The organism is Chryseobacterium amylolyticum, from assembly GCF_051011775.1.
GTDB lineage: Bacteria > Bacteroidota > Bacteroidia > Flavobacteriales > Weeksellaceae > Chryseobacterium.
On record NZ_JBPCHX010000001.1, the window covers coordinates 1137653 to 1163132 of the forward strand.

15 protein-coding genes are annotated in these 25480 nt (G+C 38.3%); 3 read left to right on the plus strand and 12 right to left on the minus strand.

The features are described from left to right. Positions 1-19 precede the first annotated feature (19 nt). Positions 20-532 carry a hypothetical protein gene (locus ACR1PO_RS04955; RefSeq protein WP_433986039.1) on the plus strand — a complete coding sequence of 171 codons (513 nt, stop codon included), beginning with the start codon at positions 20-22 and terminating at the stop codon, positions 530-532. 9 nt (positions 533-541) lie between these two features. Here ACR1PO_RS04955 and ACR1PO_RS04960 read toward each other — a convergent pair whose 3' ends face one another. The 3 genes from ACR1PO_RS04960 to ACR1PO_RS04970 all read right to left on the minus strand — a co-directional run bounded on the left by ACR1PO_RS04960 (position 542) and on the right by ACR1PO_RS04970 (position 3832). Continuing rightward, positions 542-925: a DUF779 domain-containing protein gene (locus tag ACR1PO_RS04960; RefSeq protein WP_332388021.1), complete on the minus strand. Its 384-nt coding sequence runs from the start codon at positions 923-925 to the stop codon at positions 542-544. Positions 926-1015: 90 nt separating this feature from the next. After that, entirely contained in the window at positions 1016-2050 is a 1035-nt protein-coding gene (gene adhP, locus ACR1PO_RS04965; RefSeq protein ID WP_332388022.1) for an alcohol dehydrogenase AdhP, read from the minus strand. Positions 2051-2302: 252 nt separating this feature from the next. Beyond that, complete coding sequence (locus ACR1PO_RS04970; protein ID WP_433986040.1) at positions 2303-3832, minus strand: aldehyde dehydrogenase family protein; 1530 nt, start codon at positions 3830-3832, stop codon at positions 2303-2305. 182 nt (positions 3833-4014) lie between these two features. Here ACR1PO_RS04970 and ACR1PO_RS04975 point away from each other — a divergent pair, with 182 nt between their 5' ends. Then, on the plus strand, positions 4015-4938 hold the full coding sequence (locus ACR1PO_RS04975) for an AraC family transcriptional regulator (RefSeq protein ID WP_433986041.1): 924 nt from the start codon (positions 4015-4017) through the stop codon (positions 4936-4938). A gap of 138 nt (positions 4939-5076) precedes the next feature. Here ACR1PO_RS04975 and ACR1PO_RS04980 read toward each other — a convergent pair whose 3' ends face one another. The 3 genes from ACR1PO_RS04980 to ACR1PO_RS04990 form a co-directional block, all read right to left on the minus strand. Further along, the gene (locus ACR1PO_RS04980; protein ID WP_433986042.1) at positions 5077-6603 is read right to left on the minus strand and encodes a M20/M25/M40 family metallo-hydrolase; all 1527 of its coding nucleotides are present in this window, start codon (positions 6601-6603) and stop codon (positions 5077-5079) included. 177 nt (positions 6604-6780) lie between these two features. Further along, entirely contained in the window at positions 6781-8118 is a 1338-nt protein-coding gene (locus ACR1PO_RS04985; RefSeq protein WP_433986043.1) for a RagB/SusD family nutrient uptake outer membrane protein, read from the minus strand. A 7-nt stretch (positions 8119-8125) separates the two neighbouring features. Further along, the gene (locus ACR1PO_RS04990; RefSeq protein WP_433986044.1) at positions 8126-11014 is read right to left on the minus strand and encodes a SusC/RagA family TonB-linked outer membrane protein; all 2889 of its coding nucleotides are present in this window, start codon (positions 11012-11014) and stop codon (positions 8126-8128) included. Between the two features lie 328 nt (positions 11015-11342). Between ACR1PO_RS04990 and ACR1PO_RS04995 the strand changes: the two genes are divergently transcribed. Then, positions 11343-11612: an AraC family transcriptional regulator gene (locus tag ACR1PO_RS04995; RefSeq protein WP_491701018.1), complete on the plus strand. Its 270-nt coding sequence runs from the start codon at positions 11343-11345 to the stop codon at positions 11610-11612. Here the strand turns inward: ACR1PO_RS04995 and ACR1PO_RS05000 are convergent. The 6 genes from ACR1PO_RS05000 to ACR1PO_RS05025 form a co-directional block, all read right to left on the minus strand. Beyond that, complete coding sequence (locus ACR1PO_RS05000; protein WP_433986046.1) at positions 11609-13219, minus strand: RagB/SusD family nutrient uptake outer membrane protein; 1611 nt, start codon at positions 13217-13219, stop codon at positions 11609-11611. The two genes, ACR1PO_RS04995 and ACR1PO_RS05000, sit on opposite strands and share 4 nt — an antisense overlap. A gap of 12 nt (positions 13220-13231) precedes the next feature. After that, on the minus strand, positions 13232-16084 hold the full coding sequence (locus tag ACR1PO_RS05005; protein ID WP_433986047.1) for a SusC/RagA family TonB-linked outer membrane protein: 2853 nt from the start codon (positions 16082-16084) through the stop codon (positions 13232-13234). 549 nt (positions 16085-16633) lie between these two features. Next, positions 16634-18220, minus strand: a complete 1587-nt coding sequence (locus ACR1PO_RS05010) for a RagB/SusD family nutrient uptake outer membrane protein (protein WP_433986048.1) — start codon at positions 18218-18220, stop codon at positions 16634-16636. Between the two features lie 12 nt (positions 18221-18232). Next, a complete protein-coding gene (locus ACR1PO_RS05015) occupies positions 18233-21118 on the minus strand; it encodes a SusC/RagA family TonB-linked outer membrane protein (RefSeq protein WP_433986049.1) in 2886 nt (961 codons plus the stop codon). A gap of 408 nt (positions 21119-21526) precedes the next feature. Continuing rightward, positions 21527-23983, minus strand: a complete 2457-nt coding sequence (locus tag ACR1PO_RS05020; RefSeq protein ID WP_433986050.1) for a M43 family zinc metalloprotease — start codon at positions 23981-23983, stop codon at positions 21527-21529. A gap of 10 nt (positions 23984-23993) precedes the next feature. Beyond that, entirely contained in the window at positions 23994-24989 is a 996-nt protein-coding gene (locus ACR1PO_RS05025; protein ID WP_433986051.1) for a hypothetical protein, read from the minus strand. Positions 24990-25480 lie beyond the last annotated feature (491 nt).

Genomic DNA, 25480 nt, shown 5'->3' on the forward strand with positions numbered 1-25480 from the left:
AACTATTTTCTATTAACCCATGAATTCATTTTTCAAAAGCATCGGCTTATATAGCAGTCTCACTGTTGATCTCAATATCAACAGCACTGAACTCATACAGAGATTAATGAAAGTCACTTATAAAACCGATACTACTTTCATATCACTGGAAAAAGATACTACAATTCCCACACGGTTTGAATACCGGGGAATGATTGATGGCAACAGCTTTACAATCAAAAGAAGAGCAAGACTATTTGACATGAACAGGAGTAATCCTGTATTTCACGGAACTATTTCTGACAAGAACGGTAAATCATCCGTAGTTATAGAATTTTTCCCATCAGGATTTCAGATCTTTAACTGGATCGTTATCCTGTGTTTCTGCTTTGGACTGCTTTTTTCCAATATACAAGGAAGCAGGCAGGACCATATGTTTACATTAGTCGCTTTGATAATAGGAATTACCCAATATTTCATTTTAAAAAGAGGAATTTCAAGAGGCAAATATGAATTTGAAAGAGAGCTTATCTATATTGCTCAAAAGCCTTAAATCTTTATCTTATTCACTACGCTTTACGGGCTCCAGGTTTTCATATTCGTCCGGAGTGAAAAGTCTGTAATGAACCTTAAAGGTTTTTCCTAACGGAGTTTCCAGAGAGAATCCCCCGGGCCCGAAGCCATCTGTCACATCCAGGGTAAAATGTGAGTATTTCCAGTATTCAAAAAGATCACGGTCTATCCAGAACTCATGTCCATTGACAGTTCCAATCATTGCATCGTTCATTCTGGGAAAGAATCCTCCTTTTTCAAAACATTGCGGCTGAGTACCTTCACAGCATCCTCCTGCCTGATAAAACATAAGAGGTCCGTATTGATCTTCAAGTGTACGAATTACTTCAAGCGCCTGCTCGGTTGCTGAAAGTCTTGATATTTTTGTTTTCATTTTTATTTAATTTGATAAAGGCAAAAAAGCCTTGAAACTGTATAAAAAATCCCGGTAAAATATTTACCGGGATCCACAACACCTCATCATTTAATTTGAGCCGGCAATATCCAGAACGATTCTGCCATCTATCTGTCCTTTTTTCATTTTATCGAATACATCATTGATATCTTCCAGTTTTGCAGGAGTAACGGTAGCTTTTACCAATCCTTCATTGGCAAAATCCAAAGCTTCCTGTAAATCTTTCCTGGTTCCTACAATAGAACCTCTCACTGTGATCCTTTTTAAGACCGTTTCGAAAATCGGAAGTTCAAAAGAGCCGGGAGGCAGCCCATTCAGAGCAATGGTTCCTTTTCTTCTCAGCACATCTATTCCCTGCTTGAAAGCAATAGGTGAAACCGCTGTAATTAATGCGCCGTGCATTCCGCCGACTTCTTTATGCAAATATTCTCCGGGATCTGTGTTTTTTGCATTAACTACGAGGTCTGCGCCTAATTTTTTTGCCAGTTCCAGCTTATCATCTGCTACATCAATGGCAGCAACATGCATTCCCATTGCCTTTGCATACTGAACCGCCACATGCCCCAGTCCACCGATTCCTGAAATGGCTACCCATTCGCCGGGTTTCGTTTCTGTTTCTTTTAATCCTTTATAAACTGTTACTCCAGCGCATAAAATAGGAGCAATTTCCAGAAAGTTGGCATCCGGTTTCAGATGTCCCACATATCTTGAATCTGCAATAACGTATTCTGCAAACCCGCCATCTACACTGTATCCTCCGTTTTTCTGCGCTTCACAAAGGGTTTCCCATCCGGTGATACAGTAATCACAGCATCCGCATGCACTGTACAGCCACGGAACTCCTACCGCATCTCCTTCTTTTACAAAAGCTTCGGGTCCGCATGCCACTACAATACCTACTCCTTCATGTCCCGGGATAAGAGGCATCTTCGGTTTTGCAGGCCAGTCGCCATCTACAGCATGTAAGTCTGTATGGCAGACACCACAGGCAATCACTTTAACCAAAACTTCATATCTGCCGGGTTCTCTTACGGGTACTTCTTCTATTTTCAGGGGTTGACCGTAGCCTTGCACTACCGCCGCTTTCATTGTTTTTGGGATCATATTTTATTTTTTGGATTGAGTTTATTTTTTTTAGTATTAGCTTTTATCTCTATAGCTGACGGTTTCAGTTGGTTTCTTATGAGAGTCAATATCATATCAAAGGCTAATGTTCCCTGCGTGAGGGATAGTAAGGGCGGCGAGGAACGAGCCGGTGCGGAATGAAACGGAGCACCGAAACGGAGTGCAGCCCTGCATAGCCCGACCGTTTCGCCCCGGGAAAAGCCAGGGCAATCGGGCACGTCCTAAATAATATTAAAAGAAACCTAACTTATTCTTGTTATAAGAAATCAGCATGTTTTTGGTTTGGCGGTAATGGTCGAGCATCATTTTATGATTTTCTCTTCCGATTCCTGACTGTTTATAGCCTCCGAAAGGCGCTCCTGCAGGGTAAGAATGATACTGGTTCACCCATACTCTTCCTGCTTCAATCTGACGCGGAATATTATACAGCTGATGAGCGTCTCTTGTCCAGACTCCTGCGCCCAGTCCGTAGATGGTATCATTGGCAACTTTCACAGCTTCTTCCTCATCTTTGAAAGTGGTAAATGCCAGTACCGGACCGAAAATTTCTTCCTGGAAGATTCTCATTCTGTTGTTTCCTTTGAAGATGGTAGGCTGAATATAGTATCCGTCTTCCAGATCTTCTCCGAGGTGATTAACATCTCCACCTACAAGCACTTCTGCCCCTTCTTCTTTTCCCAGCTGGATATAGGAAAGGATTTTATCTTTCTGAATCTGTGAAGCCTGTGCACCCATCATCACGGTTTTGTCCAATGGATTTCCTACTTTGATTGCTTTTACCCTTTCAATCACTCTTTCAATAAAGGCATCTGCAATACCTTCCTGGACCAGTAACCTTGAAGGACACGTACAGATTTCTCCCTGATTAAGGGCGAAAAGAACAGCTCCCTCTATAGCTTTATCTAAAAATTCATCATCTGCATCCATTACTGAATTGAAGAAAACATTAGGGGATTTTCCTCCCAATTCCAGGGTTACAGGAATGATGTTTTCTGTTGCGTACTGCATTACCAGACGTCCTGTCGCAGTAGATCCGGTAAACGCTGCTTTGGCGACTTTCGGATTGGTCACCAGGGCCCTTCCAAGTTCTGCTCCAAATCCGTTGACAATATTAACTACTCCTGACGGTAAAAGATCTCCGATGAGTTCCATTAAAACCATAATGGAAACAGGGGTACTTTCTGCCGGTTTTAAAACTACGCAGTTTCCTGCTGCCAATGCGGGAGCCAGCTTCCACACAGCCATTAGTATCGGGAAATTCCATGGGATGATCTGTGCGATTACTCCAAGAGGTTCATGAACAATCAAAGATACAGTATCTTTGTCCAGCTCGTTATGGGATCCCTCTTCGGCGCGGATCACAGAAGCGAAATATCTGAAATGGTCTATTGCCAGAGGTAAATCTGCCGCCAGCGTTTCTCTTACAGCTTTACCGTTATCAATGGTTTCTACTGTTGCAAGGTATTCCAGGTTCTGTTCCATCCTGTCTGCAATTTTATTCAGGATGATACTTCTTTCTGTAGATGAAGTATTCTTCCATGTCTGAAATGCTTTTGAAGCCGCATCTACTGCCAATTCCAAATCTTCTCTGGAAGAATGGGCCACCTGAGTAAAATTTTTCCCGTCCACCGGAGAGACTACATCAAAGTACTGTCCTTTAACGGGGGGCGTAAACTTTCCATCGATGTAGTTATCGTATCTGTTTTTAAACTGAGGACGCTGTAAAAGTGTCGTAGATCTTGGTTCTGTAATAGTGCTCATATTAGTTTGTTTTTATTTTTTCGTTAATGCCAAATTACACTGAGAAGCCTGAAAGAGTATAGCACAATCGTATAAAAAAAGTGTAAAATAGTGCAGAGGGGTTAATTTTAGTATTTTATTAACAGCAACGTACTGTCAAATTTTCTATATTTGAGTTACCTCCTTCAGAAAAAAATTTAGAAATGAATAACAATAGTAAGATTTTATTAAATACTCCTGAATTACGTAAGGAAAGCCAGCTATTGAGTCTTGTTGAACACCAGACAAAATTCAATCTAAACAATTGTGAATTCAGCATTTATGAGACCCATAAGGCTGCTTTTGATGTAAAACTGCATTTTGAAAATATTGCATTCACAGCAATGCTGAGAGGGAAAAAACATATGAAACTGGATAATAAGACCAGTTATTTTGATTATTATCCGGGAGAAAGCATTCTGGTAGCACCGGGGGAAACCATGGTCATTGATTTTCCGGAGGCTGATGAGATACCTACACAATGTATTTCTTTAAGCCTTAATCCCGATTTTATTGAAGATTCTCTCAACTATCTGAATTATCATCTCCCCAAAGTGGATGAAGCCTCACAATGGAATATTCAGCTGGATGAATATTTTCTGTTTAATAATAAAGCTCTTGCTTCTGCTACCCACAATATTATGAGAATTGCAATGGATGATAATTCTCAAAAGGATATCATGGCCGATTTTGCATTGAAGGAGCTCCTGATCAGACTGATGCAGACCCAGGCAAGAAGCATGGTAGAAAAAAATATTGTTAAGAATAAATCCAGAATAGGTTTTGTAGTGGATTATATTAAAAGGAATCTGCACCAGAAATTGTCGATCGACAGTATCGCCAAGCTGGCTTATGTAAGCAAATCCAATTTCTTTAAAATGTTCAAAGATGAGTTGGGAACTTCTCCGAATGATTTTATTTTACAGGAAAGAATCAATAGGGCAAAAGAGCTGCTGGCCAGCCAGACCAGCATCAAGGAGACCGCATTTCAGACCGGATTTTCAGATACAAATTATTTTACAAGGGTATTTAAGCAGCTGGAAGGTGTAACTCCGAAAAGTTATCAAGACAGGATACTTGTGAGGTAACATCGAATGAAGAATGGAGGCCTGTCTCTTCAGGCAGATAAACTCTGATCTTATTTTATGATATATCGAGAAGATTCTTATCCTTAAAAACGAATCTTTCTTACCTTCATGAGCAGACCTCCAATCCAACATCATCCATTACAAGGTGTCATAGTTTTTCATCACATACTCAAAGTAGTGTATCATTTTCAGATAATTTTCAATACTAAGGTATTCGTTGGTACTGTGGATACTTTGCTGCTCTGCGCTATTGGTTTTCACGGGTAAAAACCGGTAGATATTTTTACTTAGGCTTTCATATTTCACGGCATCTGTGCCAGCCATGGTAAGATAGGGTGTTACAACCACATCGGGGTATATTTCTTTTACCCCTGCTTCTATTATTCTGAAAGCCTTTGTGTCAACAGGAGATACTGCGGATGCCTCTCTTGCCGTATCAATATCCTCTATTTCTACATCAAAACCCCTTACCGCCTTTGTAATATGGTCTCTGACATCATGAATATTGTTTCCGGGAAGAAGTCTGAAATTAACTACAAATTCAACTTCCGGTGAAAGAATGTTGGACCGGCTGCTACCTTTCATCATGGTTAAAGCAGTGGTGGTTCTTACCAATGAATTGGTTATATTATTTTGAGAGAGCTTTGAGATCAACATCGACTTTAGGAGCCACTGATTGGCGATAATGAATCTCTCAGCCCAAGGCATCTGACCTCCGGTATTTTTGAGAAACCCCTGTATCAAAGGGGTGATCACCGGCTTCATCTGTTGGTCTTCCAGACGCTTCATAATGACTGCAGCTTTTCCCATTGCACTTTCCGCGGGAGGCATAGAAGAATGTCCTCCAAGTCCTTTCACCTTTATTCTGACTGAAAGAAAACCCTTTTCAGCACATCCTACAACAGCAAGATCTGTATTGACCCCTGGAATGTTGCCTTTTCTCATTATCAGGCCTCCTTCATCATAAACAGCATCAAATTTCAGCTTTTGTTTCCCGAAGTACTCTGCAATCTGTGCGGCTCCATTTTTACCGCCCAATTCTTCATCAAACCCGAAAGCCAGATAAATATCCCGTTGAGGAATTTGCCTGTTTTTAATCAGATTGTTCACTGATTCCATTAAAGAAAAAAGCATCCCTTTCATATCTATTGCTCCCCTCCCATAGATTCTACCGTTGGCAACGGCTCCTGAAAAAGGAGCATAATCCCAATTTTCAGCAACCTTGGAAACGGGATTTAGTGGTTGATCATCCACTCTGAATATATTTTTTTCATTATTCTTTATACCTGCATCTCCGGGAGGTACTACATCCATATGAGAAAGGAATAAAATGGGTTGTAATCCCGGATTCGTTCCTTTAAGTATGAATACCAAACCGTACTGATTTACCTCTACATATTCGGTATTATGATAAACAAGAGGATACCTTACTTTTAAATACTGTTTAAACTGTTCAAATGCATTTTCCTGACCTCCCCCGGAAATTGTTGGGATCTTTAAACCTCCTGAAAAACGCATGACTGCCGAATCATTTTTTAGGGGTTTCCACCCTTGTGCTACAGTTTGAATCTCATGGCCCCTGAAATTGTAGGTATAGGTTTTGAATAACATGACGCTACCAAGCGCCACTACAAGAACTGGAATAATTAAAATATTTTTTTTCATAATAGGGAATTTGTATCGTATAATGTGCTAAAAACATTCTGAAAGTGAAAATTTCTTAAACTGCATCGTGTTTTCTGTGATTATTTCCGGCCTTATAACTTTTGCCGCAGGTCTTGACATCTAAACACCAAGCATTGTAAATAACATATCATAATTAAGGTGCATAATGATTTTGTTTTAATATCCGGGGTTTTGTTTTACCTTTGGGTTATTGATTAACTGCCAGGCCGGAATTGGCCATAAATCCATTCTCTGACTAAAATAAGGACGTCCCTTGCTTTCAATCACCTGTTTTGCTTTTCCTGATCTTTTCACAGAGAACCATCTGTCTGCCTCACCATACAACTCTTTTCTGCGTTCCAGTAAAATATCTTCCAGTGTTACCGTTGTTAATGGTGCAATTCCAGCTCTTGCTCTAACCATATTAACCGGAGCTAAGGCATCACCGGAGGTTTTCAATCTGCATTCTGCCAAAGAAAGCAATACATCAGCATATCTTATAACCGGAACATTATCAGCTCCGCTTCCGGGATTACTATATTTTGTAAAATAGTTTCTTCCCTGGGCAGCTGCAAACATTCTTCGCTTGTCATCTGCGCTGAAAATAGTAATGAAAGTATCCCTCAAAGAGACTTCTCCAATTCCTCCCACAGCAGCGGGATAGAAAAAAGAAGCCTGTTTTCCGCCGTCCGTATTGGTAAAATTAATTTTGAAAATATCTTCTTCCGGTGAACCTGAGACGGAAAATAATGTTGGATAGCTGGGAGCGAGTGAGTAGCCTTTAATGGATTCGAGTAATAATTTTGCTTCATCAAATAATTTCATTTCCATATACACTTTAGCCAGTAAGACCTGGGCGGCATCCAGATTTAAAAAAGTTTTAGACTTATGATCATTTTGTTTGAAAAATTCAGCTGATTTTTTCAGATCTTTCACAATAGACTCATACACCAGATGCTGGGAATCTCTTGCAGGAGTTATCACTTCATCAGCTTTATAAACCGGAGTTGTAACATAAGCCACATCTCCAAACAAGCGTGTTAAATTAAAATGCATTAATGCTCTTCCTGCATACGCTTCTCCTAAAACCTGTTTTTTCACAGGTTCTGTAATTGCAGTTTCCGGAACAGGTCTGGTTTCTACCTGATCAATAATAATATTACATGTTCTTATTACTGCATAATGACCGCCAAATATGCGTCTCAGAGACAAATTGATATCCAGAAAATTACTGGCTCCTGCTTCAGCAAATTCGGGATAGGTACCTGTATGTATAAAATCATCAGCAAAAAGACCTTCAAAGAAGTGCATTTCGCCTCCATACACATACCGGTTTTGCATGGCATTATAGATTCCTACTGCAGCAGCTCTGGCGACTGCATCATTATGTATGAATGTTTCCCCTTCGAGCCTTCCGTTATCCAATGTTTCAACACCCACCATATCTCTTCCACAGCTTACCGTTGTAAACAAAACCGAAGACAGCCACATATATTTTACTATTTTTTTTTTCATTTGTACGTTAAAAGTTTAAATTAATACCGAACTTGACAGTCCTGTTCATTCCTTGTGTAAAAAAGTCGGTTCCTGTTGCTACATTCGACTGTCCAAAAGCATTCACTTCGGGTTCCGGTCCGCTATAATTCGTCCAGGTCCATAGATTATCTGCTGAAATGAAGAATCTCAGGGTCATGTCACCTATATCCAGCGTTTTTTTGGGTATTGTATATCCTAGCTGAATTTCCCGTAATCTGATATAAGAGGATCTTTCTACAAAGCGTGACGAAGGCTGATTATTCCAGGACTGCACAAATCCTCTAACGGGGCGAGGCAGCTCTGCATCAGGATTATCCGGAGTCCAATATCCTGTCTGGTCCGATAATTTTCCATAGAGAGGATTTCCGGAAATCCCGGCAAATCTTTTGGAAGCATTAAACATATCTTGTCCAAATACGAATATCACATTGGCGGAAAAGTCCAGGTTTCTGTATCTGAAAGAATTACGGAAATTACCAAAGAAGTCAGGTTGTGCTTTTCCTAAAAACACCCTGTCATTGGAATCAATCTTTCCATCCCCGTTTACGTCTTCATACGCTACGTCCCCGGCTCTGATTCCCTGATCGTATAAATACTGAGGAATCTCCTGATCCAATCTGTATATGCCTGTAGCTTTAAGCCCGAAAAAAGCACCTACCGGTTGTCCCACGTCAATTCTGGTAGAGAAGCCAAAATCAATGGGAACCGGTTGATTTCCCAAAAGTCTGGTCACCTCATTTTTATTGAAAGTAATATTGAACTGGGAATTCCAGTCAAGATCTGAAGTTTTAAGTACCACTGCATTAATACCAATTTCATGTCCTCTGTTGTACATCTCGGCTGCATTTGAGTTATAGAACTCAACCCCATTGTCTAGGGAGGTTGTAGCACCTACAAGGAGTTTCTTTGATCTTTTATCATAAAAATCATAGGTGATACTGATTCTATTGTTTAAAAAACCTATTTCAAGACCAGTATCTGTTTGTGAAGTTCTTTCCCAGACCAGGTTAGGATTGGCAAGAAAGCCTGAATCGTAGAGTGGATTCACGTTGTAAGCAGGAAGCAGACCATACGCATACACTTGTGCTGACGGAGAGAAGTCAAAATCTCCCAATCCTGACTGATTTCCCAATTCTCCCCAGCCAGCCTTTACCTTAAGAAAATTAACTATTTTATTTTTAAACCATTTATTATCGGAAACAATATATCCTGCAGAAACTGAAGGAAAAAATTCAGTCCTGTTAGCGTAGGAAAGCTTTGAGGAAGAGTCTGCCCTGAAGGTACCATCTATAAACAATTTGTTGAATAATTCCAGACTCAGTCTTGAGAAATAGGAAAATGTCCTGTTTCCCAACGAGGGATAATAGGAAGCGATTGTCTTGACAGCACCGGCATCCGCTGAAGTCCCCCCTAAAGGCAGGCTTTGGGTCTGGATATCAGTAAAAGTTGTTTTTCTGTTAAAGTATTCCAGCCCTCCCATAAGGGTATATCTGAACTGAGCACTTACCTTTCCTTTATAGGTCAGCGTATTAAATACGGTAAAAGTATTGTATAAACGTGCATTGTAATCGGCCTTTCCATTTGCTCCTCTTCCCTGATAAGTATCCAATGGGAACAGGCGTGATTCGTCATAATTTATCCTTTCAAGGTTGAACCTTGTCTCCATACTAAATTTGGAAGAAAATCTTGATTCCAGGCCGAGCGAGGTATTTACTCCAAAAGTTTTGGTTAAACTTTTAATATCTGTTGCACTTTGTAAAGGATTGGAGAAGAGCCATGTTTTGGTATTATAACTTCCATCAGGGTTCCACAGGTTCTGTCCCGGTGCTTCAGCCGCAGCTGCAGTTAAAGGGGCATATCTGTCATTATCACCATTTATTCTTCTATTGGTTTCATTGGAGATTCTCACCGAAGAAACCACTTTAAAGATCTCGTGTAATTTTTGGCTGAGATTTAATGTAAACGTCTGCCTGTTATATTCCTGACCTATAATTGCTCCGGACTGATCAAAATTGGAAAAACCAAGATAAAAATTTCCGCGCTCATTTCCGCCGGAAGCACTGGCGCTTAATTCATAGACAGGCTGATTATTTCTATAAATTTTCTTCAGATAGTCATCTCCGAAATCTGATGTATAAAAATCTTCAATACGCTGTCCGGAACCGGGTTTCCATACTCCATTGGCAAGAGACCAGTAGTTTTTGCCATGAGAAGGATTTGTATTAAATTCTGCAATATCAAGCATTCGATAATATTCTCCTGCTTTCATTTTTTCAAATTTCTTAATGGGGTTTTGAAAACCTATTACCGAATTAAGATTAAAGTTTACTCTTCCTTTTTTCCCTTTTTTAGTGGTGATAAGGACTACTCCGTTTGCCGCTCTGGAACCATATATAGCAGCTGCAGCCGCATCCTTCAGGACCTCTATACTTTCTACATCGGCTAAATTCAGCTGAGACAACAGGTTCACTGTTTGTCCTCCATAGCCTGTAGTACCGGTGGGGGAATTTGAAGAAACAGGAATTCCATCTACTACATACAGAGGATCATTGCTTGAGCTGATACTTGAAACACCTCTTAGTCTTACATTGAAACCTGCACCGGGAGCTCCTGAGGTAGGAGAAACCTGCAAGCCTGTAGCAGCACCTTGTAGTAAGGCATCTGCCCCGGCAGCAGAAACCTTGGTTAGTTCTTCTGCCTTTATCCGGGACACGGAAGTGGTCACTTTTTTTACTGATTTTGTACCGTATCCTACGACGACAATTCCTTCAATATCTTTGGTGGAAGCTGTATCTTTTTTTAGTGTTTGTGCCGATACAGCCTGGCCGATAAAAAACACAGCCCCAATACTTAGCACGTTTAATTTCAGATTCATATTGTATGTTCTGCAAACAAAAATGCCAATAAAAAACACTTAAACAAAAGAATCAAAACCACTAATCAACAACCACTTAGAGTATAATTTCCGTTTATAATGGCTAATAATGATCTAAAAATAATGACATTTCAAAATAAATTAAAAAAATAAAACTCAATATCTTAATAAGAAGAATTCTATCTTACTAAAAAAACATCCGGCATGTCATTGTAATTACAGAAAAACAAAAAAAATAATAATAAAGAAAATTATTCTTGATTAAAAAAATCAAGAATAACAACACCGTAAAATTGCATTATTGTATTGAAATCCTAAGCTTTTTATCATACAATATCAGTTCCAATCATGGATAAATACTTGTATTTCAGGAGAGCATAAACGAAAAAAAAGGATGAGCCAGACCGGCATCAAAGAAATTGCTTTTCAGACCGGGGTTTCAGATACAAATTATTTCACTAGAATATTTAAGCAGCTGGAAGGAGTAACTCCGAAAAGTTATCAGGACAGAATGGTGATGAGATCGTTCAGTAATAATATAAAAAAGAGCCCCATTTTTGGGGCTCTTCTTAAAAAATATATTAAAATTAAATCTTAATAATTGGCATTCTGCTTAATATTTGGGTTTGCAGAGATTTCTCTGATTGGAATAGGTAATGTATATCTGTAATCCCCATTTGGAAGGTTTTTCACATCGATAATATCATCCGTAGGGTTTCTGTCCATACTTACATTAGCTAACACAGCAAGTCTCTTCAAGTCGATGAAACGGTGACCTTCAAGCGCCAATTCAATTCTACGCTCTTTCAAAATATCAGCATAAGCAAACTGTGCAGATGTGTAAGCAGGTGTTGTTGCTGTTCCAAGATAATTTCTTGCTGCTCTTACCTGTTGAATCAAATCATGAGCTACTGTAAGATTTCCTGCTGCTACCTCGGCTTCTGCCAAGATGAAATACATTTCCGATAACCTGAAGACTTTTACGTCGTTTCTTGTAGCTGTACTTGTTTTGCCAGGGTATTTGTCAATAACTAATGCATCATTTCTGGTATTTCCTGCCGTAGCACTCGCATAGTTAGGATTTTCTTTAGATGTAGGATCTACATAAGCATACCTTCTGATATCTCCTGGAGTACTCTTGAATAAATTATATAAGTTTCTTCCCCAGAACCACATTGGAGAACCTGTGATGTTTGACTGGTTGGTATTCCATCTTGAGCCAATTGCCCCTCCGGCACCTAGAGGAAGTCTGTTTAGAGAGAAGATTATTTCTCCTCTTGAAGAGTCATTCCAAAGGTTTCTATATGGATTGAAAGAACCTGCAACACCATAAAATGCGGCATTCCAATCATCAGATCCAACAGCAAAATCATTAACAGTAGATGGAGTCGCCTGAGTTAATGATAGAGTTGAATTTGTTATTACTTCCTGTGCGTATTGTTTCGCTAAAGTAGTATTTCCTCTATACAAATTGAAACGTGCAGAAACAGCGTTTACAAAAATTTTATCTGTCAAATATCTTCCTTCGGCAGGATAACCTGTTTGACCTGGATATAATAAAATATTTCTTGCGTAATCCAAATCAGCGTTGATGAAATCATACACCTCCTGATTCTTAGCTCTTGGTAACTGAGCATCTGTAGCAGGAACATCTTTTAGAAGAATCACTCCTAATGCATTAGGATCCTTCATATCAGAAGAAAAATAAGCTTCTAACTGTACATAACAATACGCTCTGATTGCTCTTGCCTGGGCAAGAATCGCATTGTATTGCGCTTGTTCCTTTGCATTAGAAGGCGTAATATTTTTTGCTCCTTCAAGAAGTCTGTTAACTCTGTTAATTACTTTATAATTATTCATCCAGATTCCGTCACTTGAAGCTGTACTTACAGTTCCTCCTGTTACAACAGCACTGGATGGATCAAGAAAAAATCTGTGTAGAGAATATTCCTGTCCTCCACTACCAGATCCAGGTTTTACCTCATCTGTAAAAACAGCTGTGAAGTAAACCTCATCAATCGGATCTAACTGAGCATAAACGGATCCATTTAAAACTTCACCTAAATTAGCAACACTTGTATACAGATCCTGTTCCTGTAATTCTCCCGGCTGCTTTATATCTAATGCGTCCTGACAGCTGTTCAGCGTAAATGCAGCAGATGATAAGGTTGCTACAACTAATATTGTATTTATAATTCTTTTCATAATTCTTCTCTATTAAAAATCAACATTTAAACCTACAGATACGGTTTTTGGGTTAGGGTAAACATTTAGTGAATACGAAGTAATTGGCTCCGGATCAAATCCTTTCCAATCTGTCCAAGTATACAAGTTTTCTGCCTGAATAAATATTTTGATTCCTTTTACCGGCAGTTTACCTAACTGACTTTTGCTGAAATTATATCCTACAGAAATATTCTTAAGTCTGATAAAGTCTGATCGGTGTAAGAATCTGTCTGAAGAACCTAAGCTTAGGTTACTGGCCTTCAATCCAGGTACATCAGTATCTCTATTGTCAGGAGTCCAGGCGTTTAATAAGTCAGCTGAAAGGTTTCTGGTTGCCGCAGCACTTGGGTCCATAATCCATGATTGTAGGTTATCATAGATCCATCCTCCTTGTTGGAAAGAGAACAAAGTATCAAGGAACCAGCCTTTGTGTTGTAAATTGAATCCAAAACCTCCTGTAAACTTAGCATATCTTGATTTTCCAGTCAATACTCTGTCTGCAGACGTTGGAGCTTCAGTGATGTTTCCGTTTTTATCAAGGAACTGTAAGTTTCCGTTATCGCGGTTTACTCCTACATATGAATATAGCTGATACTGACCAGCTGGCCCACCAATAGCGTTTACTACGTCCCCTGCAAGATTTTCGCTATTCATAGAAACAATCTTGTTAGAGTTGTATGCTGCGTTTGCGAAAACGGATAATTTTGTATTTTCGTTTCTGATCACATTATATCTGATCGTTCCTTCAATACCTTTATTATCTAGAACACCGTCATTACCTCTGATTGAGTAGTAACCGGTAACAGATGATCTTTGAAGGTCATTGAACATTCTCGATGTTCTTTTCTGGTAGTAATCAACACTACCTTCGATCAATCCTTTAAAGTTAAAGTCTAATCCAATGTTACTTTGTTTTACCTGCTCCCATTCTAGGTAAGGGTTTGATAAATTAACAAAGTTATATCCTAATAAGTTCTGATATCCTGAGAAGCCATTATAAAGATCAAGGAAGTTATTCGGAAGAAGAGCCAACGGATTGGCATTATCAGTTGCAATTCCTAAGTTCTGGTTACCAGTAGTACCGATTGAAGCTCTTAATTTAAGCAATCTGAATCCTGAATCAGCCATGAATTCTTCTTTGTCGATATTCCATCTTGCTGCAACTGACCAGAAAGTCTCCCATCTGTTGGTAGGAAGGAAACGGTAAGAGCCATCTCTTCTCACAACTCCACTTACTCCATATTTATCTTTGTAATCGTAGTCAGCTGTTGCAAAATAAGCTAAAGTACCTGCAGTTACTTTTGTAGCACTGTTAGAAGGTCTGTAGATGTTTGGAGTATCCGGGTTAAAAGGAATATAACCGGTTCCGGCACCGAATTCCCATTGTAATGGGTTCAGACCATTCTGTCTTTGAGTGGTTGAGCTCACATGAGCTTTGATATAATCTAAGTAGGCGCCGGCACTAATCGTGTGATCTCCAAAAGATTTATTGAATGTAATATTCGTAATACTATTGAAAGTCAGATCTCTTGTGGTTGAGAAGTCTTCGAATCCACCATATTTTGAACCATCTCCTTTTGCTACACTGATTGAAAGATATCCCAGTGGTGATCTTGCAAAGTTTCTTTCGTACTGTTTGTACTCAATCCCAGTCCTGTTTCCAACGCTTAAATAATCTGTAATTTTATAATTTACGTTAGCATTAGCAGAGATGCTTAGTTCTGTAAATCTGTTTCTGATTCCTCCATTGATATTATCCTGAAGGATCCATTGTCTGTTATTTGATGCATCTGCTCCGATAGCATTATATAACTCTTGCCCGTTTGCATATGGAGAAGGTCCGATATACGGTCTTGAAAGAACACCTCCGAATAATGGATTCTGAAGAGTATTGTTTGCAATACCTGTATTTGTTTCATCATCAAGCTGGTTTCTTCTGGAATATCCTAACCCCATGATAGCCCCAAAAGATAATTTCCCGTCCTTGGATTTACCATTAAGATTGTTTCTCATTGTAAATCTCTTAAAATCTGTAGATTTTACAGTACCTTCGCTATCAAGGTATCCTAAAGATAAGAAATTATTGATATTTTCTCCACCACCTGTGATTGACAGGTTGTGCTGCTGGGAAATTCCAATACGGGTAAATTGCTTATTCCAGTCTGTATTAGTAGCCCAGTTGTCAATCTCTTGTTGTGATAAACTACCACCTTTACCAGTTTGTAAATTCTTTTGAATCTGTAAAAGTTGTCTACCATCTGACATGTTATAGTCAGAAGTAGGTAATTTACTGAACGAAGTCAATGCATCGTAAGAAACCTTCAAACCAGAGTTGAATTTTCCTCCTTTAGTAGTAATTACAACAACTCCATTAGCAGCTCTGTTACCATAGATCGCAGTTGCCTGAGCATCTTTCAGAATACTGAAGGTATCAATATCATAAGAGTTCAGGTTTCTGAACTGAGAACCGGAAGTAATTACTCCATCCACAACGTATAGAGGATCTGTAGAACCATTAAGGGAGCTAGCACCTCTGATCAAAATATTGAATTTTCCGGAACCTGGAGATCCTGATGCCGAATTTACTACAATCCCGGGAGCGGTACCCTGAATCGAGTTTAGTACCGAGATATTAGGTCTGTTTTCTAAGGTTTCAGAACCAACAGTTACTGATGATGTAGTAGTTTTAGCTTTAGTAGCAGTTTTACTATACCCTAAAACAACAACTTCCTCAAGTTTTGTCTCTTTGTCCTTACTGTTCTTAGAGTCCTTTTCCTGAGCTAGTACAGTCTGTCCTGTAAAAAACAGAACTCCGACTGTCAAAACGCTTAATTTCACATTCATATTAACAGATTTTAATATATTCAAGCGACAAATATGTCAATAAATATTTGTAACATCAATTCATTAAACTCTGAAAACAGGCTTCCACAAAGGAGAGATTCACATTGATACTTAAAAAATGATGGAGAATCATTTTAATTGTATTTAAAAAATTAACAAAAAATAGGTCAATTTATGTATTAACAGAATTTTAATAAATTTTAAAATTAAAATCAACTTTCATTCATTTGAAATAAATAATTAAAAAAATTAATACTAAAACTAATTTTAGTGAAAAATATAAATAAAAACAATTCTTAATTTTAGCGAAAACAGAGAAAAAATTAGCCTTTTTTCTTAAATTTTATATTAAAAACACAATCTAAAAAGCAGAAAACCCTCTTGAAAGAGGGTCCTGCTTATATTAAAATTAAAAAAACGTTAACGTACTATATCTCCTAATCTGTTTATACCTTTTAATTTTTTCATAAATATTATTAAATTTTTTCTACTGTTTCATTATTATTCATACAATAATATATCTGCTTTATCGGGTAGTTATATTGACTGCTACCAGCCTGGATTTTGTTGGGCTGCAAGCGTTGGGTTATTGATTACTTCTTCATTAGGAATCGGCCATAAAATCCTGAAATCTGTTTTGGGAATCAAAGGAACGCCCAATGGTCCTGTATAGGGGGATCCCAAGGTAAAAGCTGATCCTGCAGGGGTAGCATTGGCCATTTTTGCAGGAATCCCGGGAGTAGGTACCCAATCATCATACAGTAATCGGTGAATATCTCCCCATCTCATTCCTTCTCCGAGAAACTCAATCCGTCTTTCTGTCATAATAGCATCTAACAAAGATGCCACATTATTAAATGAAGCAGCAGTATATTGTTGTGAGGCAACATTGCTTAAAGATCTGTTTCTGACCTTGTTTAAATCATTAATCGAATTTGCAGTATGACCAAGCCTCGCATTAGCTTCTGCCATTGATAAAAGAATTTCTGCATATCTTATAATGGGCGTACCATCGGCCAGGTTTGTGACATCTTTATATTTATTGACATATTTAACCCCAGAACTGGAAGTTCTCACCATAGCCGGATTTCTTCTCTTATCATCCGGCAACCACTTAGGGTTTCTCCAGATAACAGGACTAATACATACTAATAATCTGTTATTGTACATAGCTGCTAATCCTGCATTGGTTCCGGGATTTGTATTCTTCGAATTTTCAATGGAAAAAATTGATTCAGGATTATTATAATTACTGGCTAATTCAAACGGTGTATCCGGAGATGAAGTAAGTGAATAAGCTGATTTGAGTTTTATGCCTTCGTCAAGTACTTTGGTCCAGTTTCTCATATTCAGATATGCTCTAACCTTCAAAGCTACGGCTGCTTCCTTAGATGCTCGTGTAATTTTGCTATTACCGCTTCTGACGGCCACACTTTCACATAATTGCTCCGCCTTATCTAAATCCAAAAGAATTTTAGTATATGTTTCTGCTACTGTTCCTCTCCCTACTTTGAGCGCTTCCTCAATCTTGCCTGGACTATTAATAGCTGTTATACGGTAAGGAAGTCCCGCATGATTGGCATTGGCCGTAAAATTATAGGGTTGTGAAAAATGCTTTAGCAGCTCCAGATGTGCCAATCCACGTAAGAAAAACATTTCTCCTAAATATTGATCCCGCACAGCTGTACTAATTACGCCATTATTTCCTGCCTGGTTTAGTCCTTCAATAGCAATATTGGCTTTATTAATCAACCCGTATGCATTCATCCAGTAATAAACATTATTTGCTGTTCCCCCGTCATATGTTGCTGTATAGGTAAGCTGATAAAAAGTAGCTGTATTCACCATATCCTCACCCCTCAAGTCATTTTGTTCTACATAAGCTGCTCCAAACACATATCCTCTAGGAGTATTACCTGCAGAAGGTGAAGTATTGTAAAACCCATTTTGTGCTGCATTGTAAACCCCCATTATAGAGAGGTCAATATTCATAGCAGTAGAAAAAGCTAAATTTTCATCTATGCTGTTAAAAGGCCGTAAATCCAAGACCTCAGCTTCTGAACAGGAATAAACTATTGTCAGTAATGACAGGGAGAGAATTGAAACTCCTCTTTGTATTATTTTATTTTTTTTCATTGTTATATTATTTTATAATGAAACGTTAATGCCCATACTGAATACCCTCTGGCGTGGTGTGCCATTCAAGTCTACTCCGGAAGATTCCATCTCAGGGTCCAGTCCTCTATATCTGGTAATAATAAAAGCATTCTGAGCCTGACAATAAATTCTTGCACTTTTCACTCCAATTGAATTAAGAATATTCTTTGGAAAATTATACCCTAAACTTATGATATCGAACTTAATAAAACTTGCGTCTTCAAGGAATCTGGATGAAGCATTACTGGTTAAATTGCTAAGAGTATTATCTGCAAAAAACAGTTTAGGAGTATTCCCATCCCCTGGGTTAGAAGGACTTTGCCATCTTCCTAAAATTTCTGTTGAATTATTATTAAAGTTCAAAGTCATTAAATCTCTTCTCGTGGCATTAAATATTTTATTACCCCCGCTGAATCTTATAGTGGTGCCAAAATCAAAATCATAAAATCTAAATTTTACATTAAATGCTCCAAAATACTTTGGTAAAGAGTTTCCTAATATCTTTCGGTCTTTAAGGTTGTCTAAAACAGCTGCCTTTGATACATTTTCGGGATCAGAAGGATTAAACACCGCATACTTTCCGACTCCTACAAGCCCCTGGACCAGGCTGCCGTCTGCTTTATAATATACAGGATTACCATTGGCTCTATTCACCCCCCAGTATTCGAATCCATAAATTGATCTTAAAGATTCGCCAACCCGTATTATCGTATTCGTTGAAAGCATATCTGCATTATTATTTGCCAGGGCAAGAACTTTATTTTTCATCAGCGTGAGATTGGCATTTATCTCTAAACCGAAATTTTTGGTATTAAAAAGTTCATAGTCAACAGAAAACTCCAGTCCCGTATTGTTCATATCTCCAATATTCCGGGAAATACTATTACCGGGAACTCCGAGTGAAGAGGCTAAAGGGGCGTCCAGAATCATATCTGAAATCTTATTTTCAAAATAATCAAAAGTAATTTTCAACTTATTTTTGAACAGGGCCATATCTGCTCCATAATCAGTCTTTGCACTTGTTTCCCAGATTAATTCATCATTCCCTATCTGTGAAAAGGTAATACCATTATAATCGGCATATTTTGAATTGCTATACAGTCCCATATAAGGATAATTTCCAATATTCGTATTTCCTACTTTTGCATAAGAGACTCTTAATTTAAGATCCGGTATAACATCACGAAATGCATGCATGAAGTTTTCTTTACTTAGTGTCCAGCCTGCAGATATTCCCGGAAAATTACCCCATTTATTTTTTAATGGGAGTGCAGATAGCCCGTCCCTTCTTAAGGACGCTTGTAAAAAGTACTTGCCTTGATAGTTATAATTCAATCGACCACCGTATGATAATATTGCCTGCTCTGATATACTGCCTCCCGCCTGCATGGTCCCTATAGATCCTGCTATGATTCCATTGTTAAAAAAAGGATGTGATAAATCTCTTCCTCCACCGTAGAAACTTTGTATTTTTTGCTTTTGATACTCATTAACCAATACAAAGGTGACATTGTGTTTTTCAGCAAATGTTCTGTTAAATGTCAGGATATTTTGAAGATTGTTTCGTAAAAGATCTGAAAAATCATTTCTTATCTCTCCATTCCCTCTTTCTCCGTCACCATGCACCGGATTATAATAATAAAACCCTTTGGTCTGGGCCTGATCCATACTGAACTGCACTCTGTAACTAAGAAAAGGAAACAGCCTGACATCAGAAAATACAGCTCCGATAAACCTATTGACATTGGATTGTAATTTATTATGGTCAAGTACATATTTGATATTCGTAATATTATCTCCCGCCTGTAATGCGTTCTGCCATCTTCCTACAATTCTGGGATCAATCAGATCAATATTGTATCCTGTGGGATGATTGGTATTATAAATGGGGGTATTAGGCAATTGCCGGGCTGCATTGAAAATATTCCCGGAAAGTGAGTTTGTTCCGGTATTCAACCCGTCGTAATCTGTTTTTGTAAAGCTTAAATTCGTTCCAATCTTCAGCCAATCAAAAGCCTGATGATCTACGTTGGCCCTGATAGACAATCTCTTCATCTCGTTGGGAATAGCAACTCCTTCCTGACTTGTATATCCTACTGAAGTATAATAATTAGATTTTCCAAATGCACCTGAGGCGGACAGCACATTATCGGTCTGAAAAGCAGCAGATCTTAGAACAGCTTTTTGCCAATTGGTATTATATTCTGTCCCAAATGCTATAGGAGATTGGTTGGCATTCGCTCTCTTTTCATTGGAAATCATTATAAATTCCGGAGTCTGCAGCAAGTTATATAATCCTACGGGCAATGCGTATCCTCCGTAATGATTAAAATTAACACTTAATCTCCCTCCTTTTCCTTTTTTCGTTGTAATCAGGATGACTCCATTTGCAGCCCTTGATCCATAAATTGCTGTAGCAGCACCATCTTTTAAAACTTCAAAAGATTCAATATCATTCGGATTAATATCAGCCAATCCATTTGTAGAGGTTTGCCCTCCTATATCTCCTGAAAAAATTGGAATACCATCCACAATATAAAGCGGAGCAGTTCCTGAATTTATAGAGGCTATTCCTCTGATCCTGACCCTTGGAGCTTCACCCAAAATACCTGTATTACTGGTAATCTGAACACCCGCAGCCCTTCCTGCTAATTGTTGCTCAAAACTTGGTGCTGCAATATTAGATATTTCTGAAGCCTTCACAGATGACAAAGAACCTGTAACTTCTTTTTTCTTTTGGGTACCATATCCTATCAATACAACTTCATCAATCTTAGTCTCTTTAGCCAATGTATCGTTATTCACCTTCTGTGCCGAGATTGCCTGTCCTAAAAAAAACAGGGCTCCGACCCCTAATGCACTTCGTTTCATATCCATTTTAAGAGTTTTTTAATTATCAGAAGTAAATCTGTTAATAAAAACTAAAAAAACAAATCTTTAAAAACCTGTAAAACAACCAATTAAACAGCAATTATTTCACTTAAAGAACAAATTATCAACTGCATCTCCAAGCAATATGATTTAAAAAATTAAAATATTCAACAAATAAGTGGCATCACAGGAATATTAACAAGCATTGAAAAATATCAGCAACACAAATAAAAGTCTTATAATCATAGAACAATATTTATTCATATTGCATTTTATATAAATAACATGAATAGCACAAAAGGATTGTTCTGCCAAAAAACGGGTAAAACAAATAAAAAAATCCTCTGCAGATCTCAAAAATAAAGCATCCCGGGTTGAGATGCTTTTATTTTGCCAGTGAATGTATAAAGGATCTTACGGATGTAGCGGGAGTATCCGAATCTGTTGACTGGCAGAAGTACTGGTATAAAATAGCGTATATAAACCTATCCTATCAAACAGATTTGATTCTATCACGAAATCATTTGAACCTTTTTCGACCCTGATCTCCTTTTCATAAACTTTAATCCGATTATCATTGAAGATTACAATTTTTCCTTTTTCTGCCTTATCAGAAACCACTTTTACAATATAATCTCCGTTTTTAGAAGAAGGGTATATCATTCTGACAGAAAGACCGGGAATTTCCGGGGCTGCTTTTCTTCTCATTTCACCATGCCTCAGATCTGTTATAGAAAAGTTGATTACATCCGGATTCACACGGGGATCAGTATCATAGACATTCAGAGTGCTGAACAGGCTGGATTTTGTATTGATCCGGTCAGTGATCCGGTCAGCCTGGCCTTTGGTAAAAAGCCATCTGCAGGGTCCGTAGTCCATAATATTTTCTACCTGCCTTCTGGTTCCGCTGCATGAGGGAAAGTTCTGGCAGGGATTATCAATTCCCCTTTCATTGGGGGTGCCAGCATCCAACATGTACCACATTCCATCTTCAGCAGGAGGGGTATCTGCCACCTGATCTCCACCATTCCTTTGGGAGCAGCCACCTCCGAACGTATGATACAGACTGAAATAATGTCCGAATTCATGAGCCACAGTAAGCCCAAAGGATCCATACACCTGACTGTTATCACTCCATCTGCTGTAGGAACAAACAGTATAATCTGAATTCTGAATCAGGGTTTCCAAATTTGTTGAATATCCACGTATCACCCGGGTATTGGTAGTACCGGGCGGATAAAATATTGAAAAAGAATGGATAAACAGAAGCTGCATTGTCTCACCATCATTATTGTTTACCCCGGCATCTGACTCCAAAAGATTATTTTCTGCCGGTACCTCACGATTGTAGTTTTCCCTGCTTGCCTTCTTAATAATCAAATCAACATTTTTAAAAAGAATTCTTGGATTACCCACTTCCGCATTCATCAGAGGATGTTTAACATTTCCTGTTTTTGCTGAGTAATACCGGTTGGTTTCTTTGAGCTGGTCTTCCACCATCTCTTTATAAAAAGCTACTGATTTACTGTCATTAGGTGATTCTAAAATGGTAACCTTAAGCTTTTTGATTATTTTGTATTCCTCCAGCCTTTTTAAATTAAATGCAACATTATTTGCTATTCCAGGGATTTTATAATCATATAAAGTAGCATCTTTAATGGTAATTTTTAAAATGACAGGCTGCTTTCCCGTTCGGAACTTTGTGACCACCTCATTGCAGGCGTCCGGCACCTCCCAGAACAGAGACTTTATATTCCATGCCATCCATGAAAAATACCTTACAGGCAGCCAGCTACAGGCAGTTGAGCTCCACCAGCTGTTTTGAGAAGTTCCTCCCAATAGTTTTATATTATTAGAGGTCGTATTTTTGAGTACCTTGAATCTTCTGTCGTTATTCGCATCAAAACCATACGGTACATTAATCGTTTTTTCGATGTATTTATTAACATTGCTTTCATCACTATATGTACTGTATACTATTTTTTTACGATTCCAAACCTGATCCAGAGACACCAGTTTCTGGAATCCATCTGCCTCATTACCATCATAAGGATAGACTTCCACTGTAATTTTTCCGCCGGGTTTATCAATGGTTCCTTTAATTCCCCCTGACAAATCCGCACCTAAAGCTAGCAGGCTGCTGTAGTTAAGGTGTACCATATCATCCTCAGAAGTTCCGGAATCGGTTTTGGCATTAACAGAATAGAATACTTTTTCCCCGGTTACCTTCATCTTTTTACTGGTATATACCCGGGGTGCATCCGCAAAGCCCCGGATCTCATTAAAAGGAGCTTCCAGAATATATTTCGGACTATAATAAAACCCAATTTTCTGCAATTCGTTTTCTAATCTCTGAACATCCGGATCAGTAGCATTAAATCCATATATAATAATTTTTCCAAGCCCGTCTTTCCGGATCATTCTGCCCATTTCCTCTGCGGTGTTTTGCCGAATACCCACGCCCATCAAAGTAATAGCACTTACTTTATCATCTGCAATATACTTTGAAAGATTTAAATAATTGTAGTCCTTAACAGGTATCCTGTTGGGTATTTTGCGGTTTTTATCAGGCCCGTCACTGTTTACCAGTCGATATTGATGATTAATGTTATAAGCATTTTTGAAGCCTGTAGTCACAGACCCATGTACGATTCGTCCTTCCCCGTAAAAATCAATAAGGTCAATGAATGAAGACTGAACAGGTATTTGGATTACAGCTCCCTCTGAATATTCTTGATTGGAACAGGCATAGGCCAGATTAATATTATCAGTATAATTCGGACCGCTGGCCGCCAGCCACTGCGCTCTTTGCTGTGAAAAAAAAAGCGTTGCACTTACCAGCATGAGCATTAAAAATAAACACTTTTTCATTATGCCTTATTTATTTTTTGTTTTCTATCCTCTCCAGCTTCTCTTCGAGCTTTTTTATTTTCTCATGCAAAGAAATAGTATGTAAAGTGAGCTCTTCTATTTTCTCCATAAAGATCATATTCATCTGATGCGCTGTATACCCTTTCTCTTTTATGACTTTCTCTGAAGGAACACCAGGTAAGTGTTTATGATGTTTAATATGCTCCCTGAGGTCCTCCAGATTCATCAGAGGATATTCCGGATCCAATACTTCATCCTTCCAGGCAGCAACATTGGCAAACGCAAAATCCTCAGAAACGATCCCTTTTTCTACCCACAGGCTGTACCTGTCGAGATATTCGGATTTAAATTTAGAGAGCGCACCTGCAGCAGCAAGATCTGCCTTCGGGCCGATATAGGTAGCTCCTGCTACAGTAAGTACCGCATGATCGACTTGTTTATCCGTATTCATTGAAATCTGTGCAAGATCAGTATCTCTACCATTATCCAGGACCACTTTCTGGATATCCGTTTTAAAAACTGTGTTTGTCAGGGTTAGTTCATGCTTTGAATCACCGTTGGCATCGAAGCGCAGATGCTGATACCCTTTCAGTTCATCGATATTCACAATATCCGATTCTGTAATAGTCCCACCTTTTTGACCCAGAGTAATCGTTCCATTTTCTGAGATGTGCAATGCGGACTGCCCGACAGAGTTAGTTGTAGAATTTACAAATATTTGAAATGATCCACCCCCCATTGCCAGTAATCCTTGCTGAGGAGTCAAAATGTCCGGTATACCAGGTTGGCTGGGTGCTGAATACGCTCCAAACAGATGTATCCAGCTATAGCTGTTTCTAGGATTGCTGTTATAAAAAATCCCAAAACCTTTGGGTATTAAAGCATTAAAAACAAGATTGCCTGTAACATTCTGGTTTACAAGCCGTATCTGAGCAATGGTAAGTGAAAATGATAACAGGAAAAAAAACATTAATAAAAACTGTAATTTTGTTTTGCTATTTTTCATATGATTTGTTTTTATGTTAGTATTGTCAATCATCTGCGTCAGCTCTTCCCCGAAGGCCTGATATATAAAAACAGAAGGACATCAATGGGGATAATTATCAGACTATCATGGCCTCCACATGAATATCACCATAAAGATGTAAATAAAAACCAACAAATAAAACACCCAAAACACTATAAAACAGCACTTTAAAACTTAATGATTTTATTAAAAAATAAAAAAACGATACATCTCAGTAAGTGATATATTATTAAAAATTAAACTATTTAATGAAAAAATAGTCCGGTCGGAATTTCCGCAGGTATTAAAAATATTGTAACATCACATAAAAGTTTTAAAATCAAAGTACAATATTTTACTGATACATTATTTCAGATTAAAAATATGAACAGCTGCAGGAGATCATGTCCTACAAAAACGATAAAATCAACAACAAAATCAACAGAAAAATACAAAAAAAGCATCCCGGATGAGATGCTTTACAATGATGA

Coding starts and splice junctions, on each gene's coding strand:
- ACR1PO_RS04955 (WP_433986039.1), top strand. CDS start 20: ATGAATTCATTTTTCAAAAGCATCGGCTTATATAGCAGTCTCACTGTT.
- ACR1PO_RS04960 (WP_332388021.1), bottom strand. CDS start 925: ATGAAAACAAAAATATCAAGACTTTCAGCAACCGAGCAGGCGCTTGAA.
- adhP (WP_332388022.1), bottom strand. CDS start 2,050: ATGATCCCAAAAACAATGAAAGCGGCGGTAGTGCAAGGCTACGGTCAA.
- ACR1PO_RS04970 (WP_433986040.1), bottom strand. CDS start 3,832: ATGAGCACTATTACAGAACCAAGATCTACGACACTTTTACAGCGTCCT.
- ACR1PO_RS04975 (WP_433986041.1), top strand. CDS start 4,015: ATGAATAACAATAGTAAGATTTTATTAAATACTCCTGAATTACGTAAG.
- ACR1PO_RS04980 (WP_433986042.1), bottom strand. CDS start 6,603: ATGAAAAAAAATATTTTAATTATTCCAGTTCTTGTAGTGGCGCTTGGT.
- ACR1PO_RS04985 (WP_433986043.1), bottom strand. CDS start 8,118: ATGAAAAAAAAAATAGTAAAATATATGTGGCTGTCTTCGGTTTTGTTT.
- ACR1PO_RS04990 (WP_433986044.1), bottom strand. CDS start 11,014: ATGAATCTGAAATTAAACGTGCTAAGTATTGGGGCTGTGTTTTTTATC.
- ACR1PO_RS05000 (WP_433986046.1), bottom strand. CDS start 13,219: ATGAAAAGAATTATAAATACAATATTAGTTGTAGCAACCTTATCATCT.
- ACR1PO_RS05005 (WP_433986047.1), bottom strand. CDS start 16,084: ATGAATGTGAAATTAAGCGTTTTGACAGTCGGAGTTCTGTTTTTTACA.
- ACR1PO_RS05010 (WP_433986048.1), bottom strand. CDS start 18,220: ATGAAAAAAAATAAAATAATACAAAGAGGAGTTTCAATTCTCTCCCTG.
- ACR1PO_RS05015 (WP_433986049.1), bottom strand. CDS start 21,118: ATGGATATGAAACGAAGTGCATTAGGGGTCGGAGCCCTGTTTTTTTTA.
- ACR1PO_RS05020 (WP_433986050.1), bottom strand. CDS start 23,983: ATGAAAAAGTGTTTATTTTTAATGCTCATGCTGGTAAGTGCAACGCTT.
- ACR1PO_RS05025 (WP_433986051.1), bottom strand. CDS start 24,989: ATGAAAAATAGCAAAACAAAATTACAGTTTTTATTAATGTTTTTTTTC.